The organism is Xanthomonas arboricola pv. populi (assembly GCF_002939945.1).
GTDB classification, from domain to species: Bacteria; Pseudomonadota; Gammaproteobacteria; order Xanthomonadales; family Xanthomonadaceae; genus Xanthomonas; species Xanthomonas arboricola_A.
In genome coordinates, this window is the sequence record NZ_MDEB01000007.1 from 186,587 (window position 1) to 204,061 (window position 17,475).

The following is a 17,475-nucleotide window of genomic DNA, read 5'->3' on the forward strand; positions in this document are numbered from 1 at the left end:
AAACGGCCGGTGCAATGCACCGGCCGTTCCTGTTTGCGGCACCCGGAGACAGGCGCCGGGTCGATCCGTCATCAGCAATCAGCAATCATCCCTTTACGCCTGCGCGACGGCCTTCTCCACCGACGGCGTGCGCCAACCGCTGCGCACGCCCCAGAGGTAGAACACCACCCCGACCGCGGCGACCACCGCTAGATCGGTGCCGTAGCTGAGGTAGCCATGCCCGCCGAAGTCGCTGCTGCCGGCCCAGGACAGCAGCGCGATCGTCGGCAGGTAGCAGATCATCCAGGCTGCGCCCTTGAGGTTGCGCCCAAGATCCGGCCAGCCCTGCTTGGCCTGGTAGTAGCAGTACACCGGCAGCGCCACGACCATCAGCAGGATGATCTCGCCGGTCAGCGGCCAACGCGCCCAGTACAGCAGTTCGGTCGCCATCACGAAGGCCACGCCGGCCAGCACCGGCAGCGCGGCGATGCGCAGCGGGCGGTGCAGTTCGGGCGCATGACGACGCAGCGCCATCGCGCTGATCGGGCCGGTCAGATAGGAAATGATGGTCGCCACCGAGATCACCGCCGCCAGCGTGCCCCAACCGCGGAAGAAGAACAGGAACACGAACGACACCGCCAGGTTGAAGAACATCGCCATGCGCGGCACGCCCCAGACCGGGTGCAGCTTGCCCAGCACCGACGGCATGGTGCCGTTCTTTTCCATGCCGTAGACCATGCGCGCGGTGGTGGCGGTATAGGTGATGCCGGTGCCGCTGGGGCTGACGAACGCATCGATGTACAGCAGCATCGCCAGCCAGTGCAGGTTGACGATGATGGCCAGCTCGGCGAACGGCGAGCGGAAATCGATGCCGTGCCAGCCGGCCTTGGCCAGCAGGTCCGGCGGCACCGCGCCGATGTAGGCCACCTGCAGGATCACATAGACCACCGTGGCCAGCGCGATCGAGCCCAGCACCGCGAACGGAATGCTGCGGCCCGGGTTACGCGCTTCGCCGGCCAGGTTCACCGGGCTCTGGAAACCGTTGAAGCTGAAGACGATGCCCGCGGTAGCCACCGCGGTGAGCACCGCAGCCAGGTCGATCACGTGCGAATCGCCGTGGATGCCGACGCTGAAGTTCTCGCTGTGGAAGCCGCTGGCGATCAAGGCCACGCCGGTCGCCGCCGGCACCACCAGCTTGAACACGGTGATCAAGGTGTTGGAGCGCGCGAACAGCTTGACGCTCCAGAAGTTGAGGAAGAAATACACCAGCACCAGCACCGCCGAGATCAGCAGGCCGGGCACCGACAACTCCCCCGCCCCGCCGGGTGCCTGCACATACAGGCCCTGCGCCCAGGCCCATGGCCAGGAGGCCATGTACTGCACCGAGGCCTCGGCCTCGACCGGAATCACCGACACGATCGCGATCCAGTTGGCCCAGCCGGCGATGAAGCCCACCAGCGAGCCGTGCGAGTAATGGCTGTAGCGCACCATGCCGCCGGACTCGGGGAACATCGCGCCCAGTTCCGCGTAGGACAGCGCGATGGTGGTGATGATCGCCGCGCCCAGAATCCAGGCCCAGATCGCGCCGGGGCCGGCCAGGCCGGCGGCGCGCCAGGCCCCGAACAGCCAGCCGGAACCGATGATCGAGCCCAGGCCGGTAAGCATGAGGGCGAAGGGGCCAACGTCGCGGCGTAGCGATTGTTCGGACATGAGAGCCTGACTGTGAGGACGCCGTGAACCGGCAACAAGCCGGCAATGATCGCAGAAGCGGCCGCTGACCGTCAGTGCGTATTCAGGCTTGTACTCGGTTGCGTCCGTGCCTGACTACATAGATGAAACGTATTTCCGCCAAGTCAGGCGTCAGATGGCCGCTCAGCCACGGCAATCGGCGCCGGGCGCGCTGGTGTCCACGCAGGTGTGCGCCTGACGCGGGATGCCGCGCAGCTCGCGCACCTGCCCGGGTGTCAGCGCAAAGCTGTCCAGGGTCCTGCGTGCGCAGGCCGGTGGGCGCGCCGTCGCGCCGACGGCAGGCGCGGCGCAGTGGTCCTCGTAGACCAGGTAATGGCAGCGACCACTGCTGCTGGCCAGGCAGTGCACATGGATGTCGGTGGCGGTAGCCAGGGTCTTGCTGAAGATCACGTCCTGGCCATTGCTGGTGGCACGGGTGATGGAGGTGGTGCCGTTGCGGTCGTGGCAACCGGCCAACGCGAGCAGGCAATACACCAGGGAGGCGATCAGGCGCATATCAGCAATCCTTTCAGTCGATGCGATCGGGGGAATTACATGCCGCGGAACAGGCTCATGAAGGGCTGGCTGACGGTGAGCCTTTCGCTGCGCCCGCGCAGCGCCAGCCGGCCCTTGCCGGTGTCCTCGCGCATTACCGAGGCGACCGCCTTCATGTTGACGATGGTGGAGCGGTGGATCTGCTTGAACACCTGCGGGTCCAGCACGTCGAGCAACTCGCGCAGCGGCGTGCGCAAGATCGCCTCGCCGGCGGCGGTCATCACCGTGGTGTATTTCTGGTCGGCCTGGAAGTACGCCACCTCGTCCAGCGCGATCAGGCGCGTCTCGCGGCCGCTGCTGGCGGTGAGCCAGGCCAACGGCGGCGCGGTGTTGGCAGCAGCAGGACGCGCAGACAGGCGCTGCAGCAAGGCCTCCAGCAGCTGACCCTCCGGCTGGCCGGCGGCGGCGGCGCGCTGCTGCACGCGCTGCCAGGTGGCCTGCAGGCGCTCGCGGCTGATCGGCTTGAGCAGGTAGTCCACCGCGCCGTGTTCGAACGCATCGATGGCGTACTGGTCGTAGGCAGTGACGAACACCACCTGGGTACGCGGGCTGACCTCGCGCAGCGCACGCGCCACCTCGATGCCGGTAAGCCCGGGCATGCGGATATCCAGGAACACCACATCGGGCTGCTGCGCGGCGATGGTCTCCAGCGCGCTGGCGCCGTCCTCGCATTCGCCCACGATCTGCAGTTGCGGGCACACCTGGGCCAGCAGGGTCAGCAACGATTGCCGCAGCAGCGCCTCGTCTTCGGCGATCACCGCACGCAGCGCGCTCATGCCTGCACCTGTGTGGCATGAATCTGCGCAGCGGGCACCTGCGGCGGCATGATGGACGCGGGCAGCGGCAAGGTGATGGTGGCGGCCACACCGCTGGGGAAATTGGACACAATGGCAAAGCTGGCCTTGCCGGCGTAGATCAGCTGCAGGCGCTCGCGTACGTTCTTCAGGCCGATGCCGGTGCCCTGCGTGTGCGTGCCGAAGCCCTGGCCATCGTCGGCCACGGTCAGCGTGGCATGGCTGTCGACGCGGCGCGCCAGGATCCATATCGTGCCGCCGCCGGGCTTGGGTTCCAGCCCATGCTTGATCGCGTTCTCCACCAGGGTCTGCAACATCATCGAGGGCAGTTGCAGCGCGCGCAGCTCGTATGGCACTTCCACCTGCAGAGCCAGCCGCGTGCCCATGCGGATGCGCAGGATCTCCAGATAGGCCTGGGTGCGTTCCAGCTCCTCGCCCAGGGTGGAGATGGCCCCGTCGGCACTGGGCAGCGAGCTGCGCAGGTACTGGATCAGGTGCCCGATCATGATCTCCGCGCGCGGCGGGTCGGTGCATGCCAGCACTTGCGCGCTGGCCAGCGTGTTGTAGAGGAAGTGCGGCTCGACCTGGGCATGCAGCAGGTTTAGGCGGGCCACGGCCAGTTCCTTCTCCATCACCGATTGCTCGGCCGCGGCCTGCTCGTCGCGACGCTGCTCGCCGACCCGACGCACCACCGCGCGGTTGATCGCCTCGGCGTTTTCGAAATTGCTGCCTTCGTCCACCGCGAACAGATCCACCCAGGCGCCGGCGTCGGGCTCGCACAGCACGGTGACGCTGCTGGTGCCCTGCCCTGGCGTGATCGTCACCAGCACCTGGTTGCGCTTGATCGCAAAACGCGCGAACAGGTTCCAGCGCGAGGGCTGGCGTCCTTCGTAAGGATCGATGCGGCGCACCTTGGCACGGATCAGCAGGCTGCCCGGCGCGCATTCGATGTCCTGCACGCGTGGCAGCGCGCGCACGGCCTCTTCGACCACGGCGAAGCTGGCCTGCACGTCCAGCGGCACTTCGATCTGGCGCCGCTGGCGGGTCGACAAGGTGTCGTGATCCAGCCGCCCGGCGATCAGGCGCACCCGCCGCACATGGGTGATCGCACTCATCAGGGCCAGTGTCAGCAGCACCACGCAGATCAGCCCGAAGAACGCACCGGTGGAGCCGAACAGCTGCGCCCACATGATCCCGGCCACCACCAACGCCGCCGCCCAGGCGAACACGATACGCACGATCAGGAAGACGCTGGCAGACACGGGTGGGAGCTCGTCGGGTTGGGACGCGGCGAGCATAGCCGGCAAGCGATCGGACGAAAGCCCCGGGCGACGAATGGCCGTCAGCGCGGCCCCAATTGCCCGGATCGCGGTGCGAAACCCGGCCCGGCCGGCGATGGCAGGCGCTGACGCGCGCGGTATGCTCCAGGTCCGCAAGCGGCGGCCACCGGGCGTCGCTCGCGGCGACGCAGCGCAGGGCCTGGCTTCTAACGATGCTGCGTGGCGCGCGCTGCGCGTGGCCGGTCGCGCAGGCGCCGTTATCCCGATCACCTTCTCCACCCCGCTCAGGAGTCGCATGCACCGTCGTCATTTCCTGCACAGCGCCGGCCTTGCGCTTGCGGCCGCTTCCAGCGGGAGCTGGGCCGCGACCGGCAAGGCGGCCGCTGCGCCGTCTTCGCCATTGCCCGCCATGCCGCCGGGTGCCCTGCCCGAGCAGTTCGCCGCATCGCTGCCGCTGGCGCCGATCCGTGCGGCGGTCGATCGCATCATTGCGATCAACGGCTGTACCCGCCCGTTCCGTGCGCAGGGGCCGCGGATCGAGGCCGAGCGCATCGGCCGCAAGACGGTGGTGCACAACTATGGACATGGCGGCAGCGGATGGTCGCTGTCGTGGGGCGCGGCCGAGCATGCGCTGCGGCTGGTGCGTGCGGCCGATGCGGATGCGCGCGAGCTGGCGGTGATCGGCTGCGGCGCGATCGGGCTGACCACCGCGCTGGTGGCGCAACGCGCGGGCCTGCGCGTGCGCATCTATGCGCGCGAGCGCCTGCCGGACGTGCGCTCGTTCTACGCCACTGGCGTGTGGTCGCCGGACTCGCGCGTGTGCACCAGCGAACACGCCAGCGCGGAGTTCAAGACCCGGTGGGAAGAGATGGCGCGCATCTCGTTCCGCCGCTACCAGACCCTGCTGGGCCTGCCGGGCGAGCCGATCGAATGGCGCGATGGCTATGCGTTGTCGGATGTGCCGTTCGATCAACCGAGCGCATCGGCCGAAGCGCACGAGCCGGACTACCCGCCGCTGGAGCGCGACTTGCTCGATGATCTCGGCCCGCGCTCGCAGCCGGTCGCCCCCGGCAATCATCCGTTTCCGGTGCCGTTCGTGCGCCGCTACAGCCAGCTGACCTTCAACCTCAGTGCATATTCGCGGCTGTTGATGGACGACTTTCTGCAGGCCGGCGGCGAGCTGTACACGCGCAGCTTCGAGCATCCGCGCCAGTTCGCCCAGTTGCGCGAAAAGATCCTGGTCAATGCCACCGGCTATGGCGCGCGTGCCTTGCTTGGCGACGACAGCGTCATCCCGGTGCGCGGGCAGACCGCACGCCTGATTCCGCAACCGGAAGTGACCTACGGGCTGGTCTGGCGCGGCCACAATCTCAATGTGGTGCCACGCCGCGATGGCGTGCTGGTGCAGGCGCAAGGCGCCAACGATTTCAACAACCCCGATGCCACGCCGGATCACGCCGCGTCTGCAGCAGCGGTCCGCGAGTTGGCACGGTTGTTTCCTCAGACCTGAGTCGCCTTGCCTGCGTGCTGCAATCAGGACTCGCCAAGCGAGGCCTGCAGCGCGCGGGCCAATGCGGCATCGCCGCTGACCAGCTCATCCCACCGCAATGCCACGCCTTTGCGTCGGCCTTTTTCGACCAGCTTCAATCCCTGCGGATCGATGATCAAGGTATAGGCCTGCTCGCCGATCTGCAGCTCGCGGCGTAGCGGTTTGTCCAACGGCGTCATGGCAGCTCCGGAACAAGGACGAGCCACCGGTTGTAGCGCATCGGTGTGCAACTGCGTGCATTCCCCGTCGTGCATGCCGCACGGTGCCGGTGCAATCGCTGCTCGTCAGCATCGACATCCGGGCAGCGGAATCGGCATTAGTGCAAGCGCATCAGTGATGCCGCGTGCTTGGCGGTGGCCATGCGCGTTGCACGCACGCATCTCGACAAGCCGGCAGCAGCCTCGGTCAATTCCAGTGCGACCGCCACGGCTCGGCGCTGCGGCATCGACCGCCAGTAAGACGTCAGCGCGCGGCTTACGGCACAGGTCGTCATCGCATCGGGATCACCGCATCCACCGATCGCGCTAACACGCCGACGACTAGCGTAGCGACCATGCGAGACAGTTGAGCAACCACGGCAACAACGCTGCATCGCAGGCTTGGCGTGACGGCAGGCACTGCGATGCCGAGGCTGCCGCAGCTGGCTTGCACGCACTCGAGAGCAAGACGCACATACGGTGCACCGCACTGTTTATCCATCTATCCATCCAAAGGAGCCGCCCATGGCGATCAAGACAATTGAAGAGCTTTTCGTCCACGAGTTGTCGGACATCTACAGTGCAGAGAAGCAGTTGACCAAATCGCTGCCGCGTCTGGCACGGGCGGCGACCGAGCCCAAGCTGGTGGAAGCGTTCAAGCTGCATCTGGAAGAAACCCAGGGCCAGATCGAACGCATCGACCAGATCGTCGAACTGCTCGGCATCAAGCTCAAGCGCATCAAGTGTGCCGCGATGGAAGGTCTGATCGAGGAAAGCCGCGAGGTGATCGATGAGATCGAAGAAGGTCCGGTACGCGATGCAGCACTGATCGGCGGCGCACAGAAGGTGGAACATTACGAGATCGCCTCGTACGGCACCATCGCTGCGATCGCAAAGCAGTTGGGCTACACCGATGCAGTCAGCTTGCTGCTTTCCACGCTGGAAGAAGAAAAAGCGACCGATGAAAAGCTGACCCTGCTCGCCGAGCAAGGCGGTAATCAAAAGGCATCCAAGGCCAGCAAAGCGGCCTGATGCGGTGCGCAGGCGGCGCTGCCGCCTGCGTCTGTCCGCATCCTGCGGCAGCCCGCATCCGTAGCCAGCCTCAGGTTTCTGCACGCATGCCGCGTTGCAGTTGTCGCCGGGCACCAGCCAGGAAACACGATCCATGTTCATGCATAACAAGCGTTTGATGTACACCGTGCGCGTTGCCGAACCCAACCCGGATCTGGCCACATTGATGCTCGAGCAGTTCGGCGGGCCGCAGGGCGAGCTTGCGGCAGCGATGCAGTATTTCACCCAGGCATTGGGCGAAGACGATCCGGGCCGCAAGGATCTGCTGTTCGATATCGCTACCGAAGAACTGAGCCATCTGGAAATCATCGGCTCGATCATCGCCATGCTCAACAAGGGCCCGAAGGCGGTGTTGTCCGAAGGCATGGAAGAGGCCATGGAGATGCGCTCCATGACCCAGAACAGCACCAGCCACACCCAGCAGATCCTGTACGGCGGTGGTCCTGCGCTGGTCAACTCCAGTGGTGTGCCGTGGACCTCGGCCTATGTCGATTCGATCGGTTGCCCAACCTCGGACATGCGCTCCAACATCGCTGCCGAAGCGCGTGCCAAGCTGGTCTATGAGCGTCTGATCACCGTCACAGATGATCCCGGCATCGTGGATGCGCTACGCTTCTTGATGACGCGCGAAGTGGCGCATCAGAAGTCGTTCGAGAAGGCGCTGTACTCGATCGAGCCGAACTTCCCGCCGGGTAAACTTCCGGGCGACCCGCGCTTCACCGATATCTACTACAACATGTCGCAGGGCGAAGGCGATACGGTCGGCCCGTGGAATACCGGCGAGCAGTGGGACGTGGTGGCAGACCGTGACCTGCAGTCTGCGGTCGATGGCGGCGACGGTTCGGCCACGGTCGCTCTGGATGCGATCCAGACCGACGCGCTGGATGCCATGTCGCTGCGCCTGCTGTCCAACCCGGAACTGGATCGGGTCACCGGTGCAGACCTTGGCGCAGGCCCGGGTGCCGGCTCCACCACCGGCGATATCCAACGCTGATCGTCATCGAGAGCGGTTGCTGAGACTTGCCCGGGTCGTTCGCGACCCGGGCTTTTTAATGCACGCCATGCTGTGGACAGCATGCGGCATGCCGTCGGTCGTGTTGCGGTGGCCATTGCGGCAATGTCGGCGCATGACTTGCGACGACCATGCAACACGGGTGGCTCGATACAAGACGCCGGCGAGTGCGCAACGTGTTACCGGACACCTGAAAAGAAAAGAGGCCAGACGGGCCTGCTGGTGTCACTGCGTGCCAGCGCCCCTCACACCGGCGCGGCCTGCTTGGCGCGCGCTTCAGTGGCCCACTCGGGTCGCACGCCTGCTGCAGTGGCGCAACGCTCCAGTCGCCATGGCAGGAGATGACGCATCGCCTCCTCGCCACTGACCTGCAGCCATTGCGTGGCATCGCCTTGGATGCATAACGGACGCTGTGTCGGCAGGCTGGTCGAGGAGGCGACCAGCAACGAGAATCCAATCTGCAGGCGGCCGCCGATATCCATGACATTGCGCAGGCCCGCAGCGTACAGCGCGCCACCGTCCTGACTCAACCAGGTTGCCGAGGTGACGCCGTCTGCCGATGCCGCGCAGACAAATCCACACAGCGGGATCAGGCAGCGCTGGGTTTCCCAGATGGCGAGGTCGACGCGCCCCAGCCACTCCGGCTCCTGCGTATTGATCGAGCGCTGCTGTCCCGGAGCACGTCGACCGAAGATTGCACGCTCCTCGCGTTTGCCGCCACGGTCGGCAACCAGAATGTCGGCATCGGCACCGATCCCGATCTCGACCCAGGCATTGCTCGCGATGCGGCCCGACAACTGAAGAATGCGCGTAATCATGTTTACTCCACTGTGCGTCCTGATGACAGCAGGAGCTACGCACAATACGCGCCAAGTTTTTGGACGCAGCACAACGGCGTGCCGTAATGGTCTTGCATGACGGCCGTGGCATCGGCGCCGCTGCGAGGTGCGAATCCGTCGCAACATGTGCACGCACGCGCAGGATTTTCCGTGAACGGCGCGTCGGGATGCACAGCATTTCGCACATCGGCATGGCAGCGACTGCCAGAATGCGCACGGGCTGCACACGAGCGTGCAGGTGTCTAGTGGTCGTGCAGCGAGGTCAGTATCGCTGAGCTCGTAACGCGTCTGCGCGCCATGGCTGTGCTGCAGGGATTTTTCGATCAGGCAGCCGCGCGCGGGTCATGCGCAGCGCGTTGTCCAGCGCCTGCACGTGTGCGTTGTCGGACACGGTATCTTTCGGCGGTGCCAGCTCGGCAGTTCACGCGCGCCCACTTCCTGGAACACCACCACATAACCGCGCGGCACTTCCGAATCGGAGGTCGGATCCACGAACAGGTCCACCGCCCAGGTCGCCGCATTCTCGTGCATCTGGATGCCCCTGACGTGCACCGGCGCCATGTCCTCTTCGGCACGGCCGAGCGCGCTGCGCAATTCCAGACGCAGGTCGCGGAGAACGGGGTTGAGCAGGTTGAGGCTGAGCGCGCCGCCGCCGGGAAGGATGAAACGCCCGGCCTGCGAGGACACCTGCAGCGCATCGGAATGCTCGTCCAGCACCGCATGGGCCGGTGCATGGCGATCGGCGATGCGCTCGCCGGCGCGCACCAGTGCATTACTGACACTGCACTGCTGGCGGGTGGCCGCCGGCGCGTGGTCATCCAATCCGGGCGAAGACGATGGGAGGGTCGCATGCAGGCGGCTGCCGGCATCGATCTTCCGGAACACGCCGAAGCCGCGCTCCAACAAACCTGCCTCACCTGCTACGCGGCTGCTGAGCGATACAGCTGCCTTGCACAGCCCGGTTCTGGAAGCGCCTGCTTACGCGCAGGGTTAACCGACGCGACGCGCACTATGGCTTGCGCGTCGCCAGATAGCGCCACCGCTCTAGGAGTTCCCCATGCTGGACAATCCACTCAACGGCCGTCGTATCCTCGTGGTCGAGGACGACTATCTGCTGGCCGAATCGCTCAACGATCTGTTGGTGGAGTACGGCGTCTGTGTGCTCGGGCCGGTGGGCAATGTGCCGGAGGCGCTCTCGTTGGTGACCTCCGGCCAGGCCATCGATGGCGCATTGCTCGACATCAATGTGCGTGGTCAACCGGTGTTTCCGGTGGCCGATGCGCTGCTGGAGCGCGGCGTGCCATTCGCGTTCTGCTCTGGCTACGACCGCTACACGCTACCGCCGCGGTTCGCGCACCTGTCGTACTGCATGAAGCCGTACAACCCGCGCACGATTACCGCCTTGCTCAGCGACCAGACCCAGCCTGCCGAGCACTATTGATCGGCACTGTCGGTCGACATCGCATCGTCCTGGCGCAGGGCGCGCTCTTCTTCGCCCAGTTGATTGAGCAACTCAACGGCAGACTGATGGGTGGTACGCAAGGTCTCCATGGGCTTGGAGGTCTCGTTGCGCAAGGCATACAACGCAAAGCCCATCACGTTGAGACGGTTGCGCAGCTGATGCAGCAGCTCGCGCCGCCGCCCATTGGACGCGTCGCCCACTACGCGTCCTTGTCGCTGAGCCGGTTGTGCAGCGTGCGCACACTGATCCCCAACTCGCGCGCCGCTGCTTTCCTGTTAAAACGCGTGCGCGACAACGCCGCTTCGATCATGGCGTCCTCGGCCTGGCGCATGGTCCACCCTGCCGGAATCAGCAAGCCGTCTTCGTCGGCCTGCGGCACGGTCTGCACCACGTCCGGCGCGCTCAACAGATCGCCGTCAGAGCGCAGATACAGATAGCGGATGAACGAGCGCAACTCGCGCACGTTGCCCGGCCAGGTGTGGTACGCCAGATAGCGCAGCAAGGATTTGGTCGGTAACTTGCGCGTGCCGTACTTGACGTTGAGCTCATCGATCACGCGCAGGCCCAGCAGACGCGCATCGCCGCGACGCTCGCGCAGCGGCGGTACCTGGATCGGGTATTCGTTGAGCCGGTAGAACAGATCCTCGCGCAGCACGCCGTGCTCGCGTTGCACATGCTGGTGCGTTGCCGCGATCACGCGCGCGTCCAGCGGAATTTCCTCGCTGCCACCCACGCGCATGAAGCTGCGCGACTCGATCGCGCGCAGCAGGTAGACCTGCAGACGGGTCGGCATCTCGCCGATCTCATCCAGGAACAGCGTGCCATCGGCCGCCTGCTCCAGGAACCCGGCATGCCGACGATCGGCACCGGTGAAGCTGCCGCGCTCGTGGCCGAACAGCTGGCTGGCCAGCAGTTCCTCGGGAATGGCGCCGCAGTTGACCGGCACGAAGCGACCACGCCGGCCGGAGACCCGGTGGATTGCGCGCGCGACCAGGTCCTTGCCCGTGCCGGTTTCGCCGGTCACCAGCACATTCAGATCGGTCGGCGCCACACGCACGATGTCCTTGCGCAACAGCACGATGCTGTCGCTGTTGCCGATGATGCCCAGGTTGCCCTGTTGCGCTTCCCGCAAGCCGCCGAGCACGCGTTCCAGCCGCTCGGGCGCGAACGGCTTGGTGAGGAACTCGCTGACGCCGAACTGCTGCGCGCGGCCCTGGGTTTCGTAGGCGTAATCGCCCGAGACCACCACGATCTGCGGCGAGTGATCCGGGTCGAGCCGTTCGATGAGATCGAAACCACTGCCGTCGGGCAGGCCAACGTCCACCACCAACAGGTCGGGGAAGTTGCTGTCCAGCCAACGGCTGGCTTCGCCAAGGGTGTGCATGCCCTTGGCACGGAAGCCGCTATCGGTGGCTAGTTCAACCACCTGATCGCAGAACTCCACGTCGTCGTCGATGATGGCGCAGGAAAGACGGTCCATGAGCGCTTCTGTCCGCAATGACTACTACATGTTCAGTTGAGAATTGTGACGGCGGTGCGAAAAACGCGCCTGCACACCACTAACAAATTGCATGTTGCTGTCACGGCCGTTCGGCCGTCAGGCGCTCGCGCCCCCAACGTCGAGCTCGCCGTAAGAATTTGACCGAAGTACGCATCGCAACGCTGGATTACGCCAGTGCCAAGCGTCACGGTTGGGGTCGGTCGGCACGTCGAATTGGTCGAAACGCCAAGCAGCGCAAGGTTGACGGGAGATGGAGGTCAGCCGGGCGCGGATACCGTTCGTAGGGAGCTGATGGATCAGCTCGATTGCGCCGTGATGCGTTAACCAGGATGCCAGGTCGAACTGATGCGAATCGATGGCGGCCGAGATGGTGCGCAACCACCGCTACAGGGCAGCGGATGCGGTGTGTCACAGACAGCCTACGCGTCAGCCGTGCAGAAAGTGTGCATGGCGTTGCTACGCCAGCGCCATGACGCGGCGGCCAGCTTGTGCATGCTCGCATAGCGAATGCCGGGAGTGTGGCGTTGCCCGCGACTCAGCGCTTCTCTGACCCATCCGGTCGTTCGTAATCGTGTTCGGGATCGGCCTTGTTCACATCGCGGTCTTCGTCAGGCATGTCGTGGACTTTCCATTCCACATCCTCGTTGCGCTGTTCCTGCGGCGTGAACGGCTTTTTCTGATCGTCGTCCGGCCCCCACGGTTTCTTCGGTTCGCTACCCATCGTCGTTCTCCTGCATTGTGGTCGTTTCACCACGCTAGGCCGGTGCGCATTGCAGAGCAGTGAACAAAGCTGCGCGGTGGCGTGAAGCCGTCGCCGCACGCGTGGCAGCGACGTTGTCAGCACACAAACCGCCGACATCGCCTAGCCCGCACCTTTACGTCTGCGGACGCATGCTGCTTCCCACTGTGATGCGTCACACCGTCAGGAGACCGAAATGCCCGCACCCAATTACCCACGCCCGCCGTTCAAGCCGCAGCAGCAGAATTTTCCTGGACGCACCGAAAAGATGGACCCGCGCCCGGACCACGGCGAAGACAGTTATATCGGTCATGGGCAGCTCACCGGCAAACGTGCGTTGATCACCGGCGGGGACAGCGGCATCGGTGCGGCCGTGGCGATCGCCTATGCACGCGAGGGTGCAGACGTGGCGATCGCCTACCTGCCCGATGAGCAGGAAGACGCCGCCAGAATCGGCGCATTGATCGAAAAGGCCGGCGTCAAGGCATTGCTGGTGGGTTGCGATATCAGCGACCCAGCCCAGGCTGCTGCGTTGATCGAAAAGGTCGACAGCAGCTTCGGCGGCCTGGACATCCTGGTCAACAACGCCGGCTATCAGAAATATTTTCAGAACTTCGAAGACATCACCCTGGACGAATGGCGCAAGACCTTCGATACCAATGTGCATGCCGTGTTCCATCTGGTGCAGTTGTCGGTGCCACTGATGACCGACGGCGGCTCCATCATCAATACCGCCTCGGTACAGTCCAAGAAACCGACGCCGAACATCCTGCCGTATGCCGCCACCAAGGGCGCGCTGGCCAACCTGACGATTGGCCTGGCAGGCGTATTGGCCGACCGGCACATCCGCGTCAACGCAGTGCTGCCGGGTCCGATCTGGACGCCATTCATCCCGGCCGGCATGGACGAAGAGTCGGTGGAAAACTTCGGCGGTCAGACGCCGATGGGCCGCCCTGGGCAACCGGTCGAGCTGGCATCGGCGTATGTGATGCTGGCAGCCGATACCGCCAGCTACACCTCGGGCACGTTACTGACCATTGCCGGCGGCGCCGTCACGCTATAACGCCATAGAGCGCTGCGGCTCATCGCAGGCCCGCCTCGCTCACTAACGAGGCGGCCTTTTTTGGTTGCTGCAGCGTGCGCTTGCAATTTCGACACTCGACCCCGAACCGGACGCGGAAATTCAAGCCTCGCTGGATCACTTGATGCGCGATCGCACGCTGCGGGCGGTGGCGGATCGCCTGTCCACGGGGATCGGGCTCGATCGCATCGTGGTGCTGCAGGAAGGTCGCGCGGTCGAAGACGGCAACCCGGCACAATTGCGTGGACACTGTGGCGCCTGCGATGGCCTGTGGCAACGCCAGCCCGCAGGATTCGAGCAGGCTTTGCGTGACGCGCCACGACGACTGCCTTGCGATGAGATCGCCCTGCACCGGCTGGGCATGCGGCATGCACGTGTCAAACATGCTCGACGCGCCATGCAGCCTCATAACGACAACAGGCAGCCGAAGCTGCCTGTCTGGTGACATCACACCGCACGTCATACGGTGCGCGATCAGCACTTCAGCTATCAGTGCGGCTGGTTCGACTTGGCCCGCAGGGACTTGGCATGTTCAAGATGCTGGGCGATGGTATCGCGTGCACGCTGCAATTCCTTGCCCAGATCGCTCGATCCCGGCTCGCTGGCCAGCTGGGCGTCCAGCAACGTCAATGCCTGCTCGTGGCTGGTCACGCTGGCCTGCAGGTACTGCGTTTCGAACTCCTTGCCGTCCAAGCCTTCCAGGCGCTTGCGGGTGCCGTCGGCACGGCTGGATGCGGCCTGCGCCGGCGTGCTGCTGCGATCCGGTGCGAAACGGCTGAGATCGGTCAAGGCCGCGCTGTGCGCCTCGTCCATCTTGCGGGCAAACTGCAGCGTTTCTCCACCGAGCCCTTTCGCGACCGCCAACTGCGCGAGCGTGCGCTCCTGCTCGTTGAACACTACCAAGGCACCGAGGGCCTGCTTGCGATCGACGGAAATGTCGGTGGCGGTACGCAGTGGATCGCCATGCAGCGGCGTGCTGCCGGCAGTGGCCGACGTGCCCAGTGCCTGCTGCTGAATGTCGCGGTCGTTGTTCTTCGGGCTGGCCGTTTCACCGGCTTGGCCCTGACGACGCTGCCACGCCTTGTAAGCCACGTAGCCCACCGCGCCGGCGGTCAGCATCTTGAAAATTCCCATCGTTGTCTCCTGTTGATCGCGCAAGGCACGGTCGTTGATTGTCGGGGTCGCATGGTCGCTGCACGCATCAGCTGCGGACGATCCAGCGTGGCATTCGAGAGTGCGAGTGCGCGGGTTATCCAGACGTGACACGCGCATCAACGCCGCGTCGCCAATCGGACGCGTCCACACCGTGCGCACGTGCCGTGCTGACGGACTTAACGGCGCTCCACCAACACTGCACGGTGTTGCCGCATACCGACGGCGTTACGGGAGACACCCATGCTTGCCCTCAACTACCACGGCTCACGCGATGTCCGGGTCGAAACCGTGCCGGACCCGATCCTTGTCGAACGCGACGATCTCATCCTGCGCGTGACCGCCACGGCCATCTGCGGCTCGGACCTGCATCTGTATCGCGGCAAGATTCCGGATCTGCGGCATGGCGACATTCTCGGCCATGAGTTCATGGGCATCGTCGAAGACATCGGTCCCGACGTCACTGCGGTCAAGCGCGGCGACCGGGTGGTGATTCCGTTCGTGGTCGCCTGCGGACGCTGCTTCCACTGCATGCTGCAGGAATTCTCTGCCTGCGAAACCACCAATACCGGCAAGGGCGCAGCACTGAATAACAAGGATATGCGCCCACCGGCGGCGCTGTTCGGTTTCAGTCATCTGTATGGCGGCCTGTCCGGCGGTCAGGCCGAATATGTGCGCGTGCCCAAGGCCAATGTCGGGCCGTTGGTGGTGCCCGATGCGTTGCACGACGAGCAGGTGCTGTTCCTGTCCGACATCCTGCCGACCGGCTATCAGGCCGTCATCGATGCCGGAGTCAAACAGGGCTCGACCGTGGCGATCTTCGGTGCCGGCCCGGTGGGCCTGATGGCGGCGGCGTGCTGCCGCATGCTGGGCGCCGAGCGCGTCTTCATGGTCGACCGGCATGCGTATCGGCTGGACTTCGCTTCCAAGGCCTACGGCATCATCCCGATCAATTTCGACGAGGTCGATGACCCGGCCGATGTCATCGTGTCGCAAACCGACGGCCGCGGCGTGGACGCCAGCATCGAAGCGGTGGGCTTCGAGGCCGAAGGCAGCGCGATCGAAACCGCACTGACCAACCTGAAGCTGGAAGGCAGCAGCGGTGTGGCGATTCGTCAGTGCATTGCAGCCACGCGCCGCTGCGGCGTGGTCAGCGTGCCGGGCGTGTATGCCGGCTTCATCCATGCCTTCATGTTCGGCGATGCCTTCGACAAAGGCCTGAGCTTCAAGATGGGCCAGACCCACGTGCAGAAACATATGCCGCATTTGCTGGAATGCATCGGCAACGGCGAACTCAAGCCCAGCGCGATCATTTCGCATCGCATGCCGCTGGCCGATGCCGCGCGTGGCTATGAGCTGTTCGACAAGAAGCAGGACGATTGCCGCAAGGTGGTATTGACGCCGTAACCGCCGGCAGCGCTGCAAATGCAAACGGCGCGGTCGATGACCGCGCCGTTTGCGTTGTTATCGATGTGAGGCCTGGTCAGTCCAGCGGCTTGGCCGGTACGAACGGCGACACCGGATCGCTGGCCGGGAAGGTTTCTTCCAGCGCATCGTCCTGCAAGGCGTCCTGTTTTTCCTTGTCGCTGCGTTGGTCGTCGTGATCGCTGGCCGGGTCGGGCGCAGCTGCGTGGTCATGGGCAGTATTCATGGGATCTCCTGTCGCGTGGATGCACCCAACGCTACGGTGGCCTGCCGACGGCACAGGTGAAAGAGGTCTTCGCATCGGCACGACAAAGGCAACCGTTTAGGGAAGCGTCCGCTGCATCGACACAACGCGGCCAGTGCGAGCGATGTCGGGAGCGATCAGCTGACGATCGATGCCGATTCGGCAATCCAGGCTGTGATGCGACGAAGCACGCTGCGGATCAGACCGACCTGTGCGTAGTGCTTGTCTGCGCATCGCACCGTTCGACCCCATCGCCATGGCCTGCATGGCGCCGCGCCTGTTTGTCGATGACGTCGTCGCAGCGTCGATCACGCGTGCACATGATCGACACCACAAGTGAGTGAGCAGAGGCCTATGCGCGCGACACCCGCGTCCACAGGCACATACGCAACGCATGCATGGCAACGCCGACCACGCGGCAATCAAGGTTCTGCGCCGCCGCGATTACCAGCCTGTTGCAGCCACGGCGGGGACCGGTTCACACCCCGGCACGCCCAGGGTGTATGGTGCAAGGGCGGCCGGACTCCGGTGTCGCCTTCACTCTATCTGGCCTTCTCCATCAAGACTCTCTGCGAACGCTGCGACGCCGTCTGTTGCCGGCTCACCGTCATGGTCGATCCATCCGACCGCATCCCCAACCACTTGACCAGCGTGACACCGCAAGGCTGGCACGTGATGGCGCGTGACGAGGAAGGCTGGTGCGTGGCCATCGACGCTGCGCGCATGTGTTGTTCGATCTACGACACGCGGCCGGCGATCTGCCGGCGTTTCGTCATGTCCGGGCCGTATTGCCGCGACGTGCGTGCCACCTACGACGACCAACGCCGGCGGGGCATTCCCTTGACGCTTTACAACGCATGAGGATTT

At 64.8% G+C, this 17,475-nt stretch carries 18 protein-coding genes and 2 pseudogenes; 8 read left to right on the forward strand and 12 right to left on the reverse strand.

Annotation, left to right across the window (positions count from 1 at the left end; all coding sequences use genetic code 11):
• Positions 1 to 93: 93 nt before the first annotated feature.
• The 4 genes from XaplCFBP3123_RS17550 to XaplCFBP3123_RS17565 all read right to left on the reverse strand — a co-directional run bounded on the left by XaplCFBP3123_RS17550 (position 94) and on the right by XaplCFBP3123_RS17565 (position 4,318).
• Complete coding sequence (locus XaplCFBP3123_RS17550) at positions 94 to 1,689, reverse strand: APC family permease (protein WP_104535183.1); 1,596 nt, start codon at positions 1,687 to 1,689, stop codon at positions 94 to 96.
• Positions 1,690 to 1,851: 162 nt separating this feature from the next.
• Positions 1,852 to 2,223, reverse strand: a complete 372-nt coding sequence (locus XaplCFBP3123_RS17555) for a hypothetical protein (protein ID WP_104535184.1) — start codon at positions 2,221 to 2,223, stop codon at positions 1,852 to 1,854.
• A 35-nt stretch (positions 2,224 to 2,258) separates the two neighbouring features.
• Positions 2,259 to 3,038, reverse strand: coding sequence for a LytR/AlgR family response regulator transcription factor (locus XaplCFBP3123_RS17560; RefSeq protein ID WP_104535185.1), 780 nt, complete (start codon positions 3,036 to 3,038; stop codon positions 2,259 to 2,261).
• Positions 3,035 to 4,318, reverse strand: a complete 1,284-nt coding sequence (locus XaplCFBP3123_RS17565; RefSeq protein WP_104535284.1) for a sensor histidine kinase — start codon at positions 4,316 to 4,318, stop codon at positions 3,035 to 3,037. The genes XaplCFBP3123_RS17560 and XaplCFBP3123_RS17565 overlap by 4 nt, the downstream gene beginning before the upstream one ends.
• Positions 4,319 to 4,631: 313 nt before the next feature.
• On the opposite strand from XaplCFBP3123_RS17565, the gene XaplCFBP3123_RS17570 reads away from it, so the two are divergent.
• Positions 4,632 to 5,846 (forward strand): FAD-dependent oxidoreductase, encoded by a 1,215-nt coding sequence (locus XaplCFBP3123_RS17570; protein ID WP_104535285.1) that lies wholly within the window; start codon positions 4,632 to 4,634, stop codon positions 5,844 to 5,846.
• A gap of 23 nt (positions 5,847 to 5,869) precedes the next feature.
• On the opposite strand, the gene XaplCFBP3123_RS17575 is transcribed toward XaplCFBP3123_RS17570, so the two are convergent.
• The gene (locus XaplCFBP3123_RS17575; protein ID WP_039816086.1) at positions 5,870 to 6,064 is read right to left on the reverse strand and encodes a hypothetical protein; all 195 of its coding nucleotides are present in this window, start codon (positions 6,062 to 6,064) and stop codon (positions 5,870 to 5,872) included.
• Positions 6,065 to 6,607: 543 nt separating this feature from the next.
• Between XaplCFBP3123_RS17575 and XaplCFBP3123_RS17580 the strand changes: the two genes are divergently transcribed.
• Entirely contained in the window at positions 6,608 to 7,114 is a 507-nt protein-coding gene (locus tag XaplCFBP3123_RS17580; protein ID WP_104535186.1) for a ferritin-like domain-containing protein, read from the forward strand.
• A gap of 133 nt (positions 7,115 to 7,247) precedes the next feature.
• Positions 7,248 to 8,147, forward strand: a complete 900-nt coding sequence (locus XaplCFBP3123_RS17585) for a manganese catalase family protein (RefSeq protein WP_104535286.1) — start codon at positions 7,248 to 7,250, stop codon at positions 8,145 to 8,147.
• A 263-nt stretch (positions 8,148 to 8,410) separates the two neighbouring features.
• On the opposite strand, the gene XaplCFBP3123_RS17590 is transcribed toward XaplCFBP3123_RS17585, so the two are convergent.
• Positions 8,411 to 8,983, reverse strand: a complete 573-nt coding sequence (locus XaplCFBP3123_RS17590; RefSeq protein ID WP_104535187.1) for a hypothetical protein — start codon at positions 8,981 to 8,983, stop codon at positions 8,411 to 8,413.
• Positions 8,984 to 9,332: 349 nt separating this feature from the next.
• A pseudogene (locus XaplCFBP3123_RS17595) lies at positions 9,333 to 9,907 on the reverse strand (CheR family methyltransferase); the annotation flags it as partial.
• A 154-nt stretch (positions 9,908 to 10,061) separates the two neighbouring features.
• Between XaplCFBP3123_RS17595 and XaplCFBP3123_RS17600 the strand changes: the two are divergent.
• Positions 10,062 to 10,445, forward strand: coding sequence for a response regulator (locus tag XaplCFBP3123_RS17600; protein WP_104535188.1), 384 nt, complete (start codon positions 10,062 to 10,064; stop codon positions 10,443 to 10,445).
• Here the strand turns inward: XaplCFBP3123_RS17600 and XaplCFBP3123_RS17605 are convergent.
• From XaplCFBP3123_RS17605 to XaplCFBP3123_RS17615, 3 genes are all read right to left on the reverse strand, one after another.
• Positions 10,439 to 10,666 carry a hypothetical protein gene (locus XaplCFBP3123_RS17605; RefSeq protein WP_172453342.1) on the reverse strand — a complete coding sequence of 76 codons (228 nt, stop codon included), beginning with the start codon at positions 10,664 to 10,666 and terminating at the stop codon, positions 10,439 to 10,441. The two genes, XaplCFBP3123_RS17600 and XaplCFBP3123_RS17605, sit on opposite strands and share 7 nt — an antisense overlap.
• Positions 10,666 to 11,946 carry a sigma-54-dependent transcriptional regulator gene (locus tag XaplCFBP3123_RS17610; protein WP_104535189.1) on the reverse strand — a complete coding sequence of 427 codons (1,281 nt, stop codon included), beginning with the start codon at positions 11,944 to 11,946 and terminating at the stop codon, positions 10,666 to 10,668. The genes XaplCFBP3123_RS17605 and XaplCFBP3123_RS17610 overlap by 1 nt, the downstream gene beginning before the upstream one ends.
• 556 nt (positions 11,947 to 12,502) lie before the next feature.
• A complete protein-coding gene (locus XaplCFBP3123_RS17615) occupies positions 12,503 to 12,688 on the reverse strand; it encodes a hypothetical protein (protein ID WP_104535190.1) in 186 nt (61 codons plus the stop codon).
• 214 nt (positions 12,689 to 12,902) lie between these two features.
• Here XaplCFBP3123_RS17615 and XaplCFBP3123_RS17620 point away from each other — a divergent pair, with 214 nt between their 5' ends.
• The gene (locus XaplCFBP3123_RS17620; protein WP_104535191.1) at positions 12,903 to 13,769 is read left to right on the forward strand and encodes a glucose 1-dehydrogenase; all 867 of its coding nucleotides are present in this window, start codon (positions 12,903 to 12,905) and stop codon (positions 13,767 to 13,769) included.
• An 82-nt stretch (positions 13,770 to 13,851) separates the two neighbouring features.
• Positions 13,852 to 14,091: pseudogene (locus tag XaplCFBP3123_RS21740) on the forward strand (ABC transporter ATP-binding protein); the annotation flags it as partial.
• 185 nt (positions 14,092 to 14,276) lie between these two features.
• Here the strand turns inward: XaplCFBP3123_RS21740 and XaplCFBP3123_RS17630 are convergent.
• Entirely contained in the window at positions 14,277 to 14,921 is a 645-nt protein-coding gene (locus tag XaplCFBP3123_RS17630) for a DUF4142 domain-containing protein (RefSeq protein ID WP_104535192.1), read from the reverse strand.
• A gap of 261 nt (positions 14,922 to 15,182) precedes the next feature.
• Here XaplCFBP3123_RS17630 and XaplCFBP3123_RS17635 point away from each other — a divergent pair, with 261 nt between their 5' ends.
• The gene (locus XaplCFBP3123_RS17635; protein ID WP_104535193.1) at positions 15,183 to 16,346 is read left to right on the forward strand and encodes a zinc-dependent alcohol dehydrogenase; all 1,164 of its coding nucleotides are present in this window, start codon (positions 15,183 to 15,185) and stop codon (positions 16,344 to 16,346) included.
• Positions 16,347 to 16,422: 76 nt separating this feature from the next.
• Here XaplCFBP3123_RS17635 and XaplCFBP3123_RS21550 read toward each other — a convergent pair whose 3' ends face one another.
• Positions 16,423 to 16,590, reverse strand: coding sequence for a hypothetical protein (locus XaplCFBP3123_RS21550; RefSeq protein ID WP_172453344.1), 168 nt, complete (start codon positions 16,588 to 16,590; stop codon positions 16,423 to 16,425).
• A gap of 546 nt (positions 16,591 to 17,136) precedes the next feature.
• Here XaplCFBP3123_RS21550 and XaplCFBP3123_RS17640 point away from each other — a divergent pair.
• Positions 17,137 to 17,469, forward strand: coding sequence for a YkgJ family cysteine cluster protein (locus tag XaplCFBP3123_RS17640; protein WP_104535194.1), 333 nt, complete (start codon positions 17,137 to 17,139; stop codon positions 17,467 to 17,469).
• Positions 17,470 to 17,475: the final 6 nt, after the last annotated feature.

Bases quoted from the DNA above. Each gene is read 5' to 3' on its own strand.
- XaplCFBP3123_RS17550 (WP_104535183.1), bottom strand. From the start codon at position 1,689: ATGTCCGAACAATCGCTACGCCGCGACGTTGGCCCCTTCGCCCTCATG.
- XaplCFBP3123_RS17555 (WP_104535184.1), bottom strand. From the start codon at position 2,223: ATGCGCCTGATCGCCTCCCTGGTGTATTGCCTGCTCGCGTTGGCCGGT.
- XaplCFBP3123_RS17560 (WP_104535185.1), bottom strand. From the start codon at position 3,038: ATGAGCGCGCTGCGTGCGGTGATCGCCGAAGACGAGGCGCTGCTGCGG.
- XaplCFBP3123_RS17570 (WP_104535285.1), top strand. From the start codon at position 4,632: ATGCACCGTCGTCATTTCCTGCACAGCGCCGGCCTTGCGCTTGCGGCC.
- XaplCFBP3123_RS17575 (WP_039816086.1), bottom strand. From the start codon at position 6,064: ATGACGCCGTTGGACAAACCGCTACGCCGCGAGCTGCAGATCGGCGAG.
- XaplCFBP3123_RS17580 (WP_104535186.1), top strand. From the start codon at position 6,608: ATGGCGATCAAGACAATTGAAGAGCTTTTCGTCCACGAGTTGTCGGAC.
- XaplCFBP3123_RS17585 (WP_104535286.1), top strand. From the start codon at position 7,248: ATGTTCATGCATAACAAGCGTTTGATGTACACCGTGCGCGTTGCCGAA.
- XaplCFBP3123_RS17590 (WP_104535187.1), bottom strand. From the start codon at position 8,983: ATGATTACGCGCATTCTTCAGTTGTCGGGCCGCATCGCGAGCAATGCC.
- XaplCFBP3123_RS17600 (WP_104535188.1), top strand. From the start codon at position 10,062: ATGCTGGACAATCCACTCAACGGCCGTCGTATCCTCGTGGTCGAGGAC.
- XaplCFBP3123_RS17610 (WP_104535189.1), bottom strand. From the start codon at position 11,946: ATGGACCGTCTTTCCTGCGCCATCATCGACGACGACGTGGAGTTCTGC.
- XaplCFBP3123_RS17615 (WP_104535190.1), bottom strand. From the start codon at position 12,688: ATGGGTAGCGAACCGAAGAAACCGTGGGGGCCGGACGACGATCAGAAA.
- XaplCFBP3123_RS17620 (WP_104535191.1), top strand. From the start codon at position 12,903: ATGCCCGCACCCAATTACCCACGCCCGCCGTTCAAGCCGCAGCAGCAG.
- XaplCFBP3123_RS17630 (WP_104535192.1), bottom strand. From the start codon at position 14,921: ATGGGAATTTTCAAGATGCTGACCGCCGGCGCGGTGGGCTACGTGGCT.
- XaplCFBP3123_RS17635 (WP_104535193.1), top strand. From the start codon at position 15,183: ATGCTTGCCCTCAACTACCACGGCTCACGCGATGTCCGGGTCGAAACC.
- XaplCFBP3123_RS21550 (WP_172453344.1), bottom strand. From the start codon at position 16,590: ATGAATACTGCCCATGACCACGCAGCTGCGCCCGACCCGGCCAGCGAT.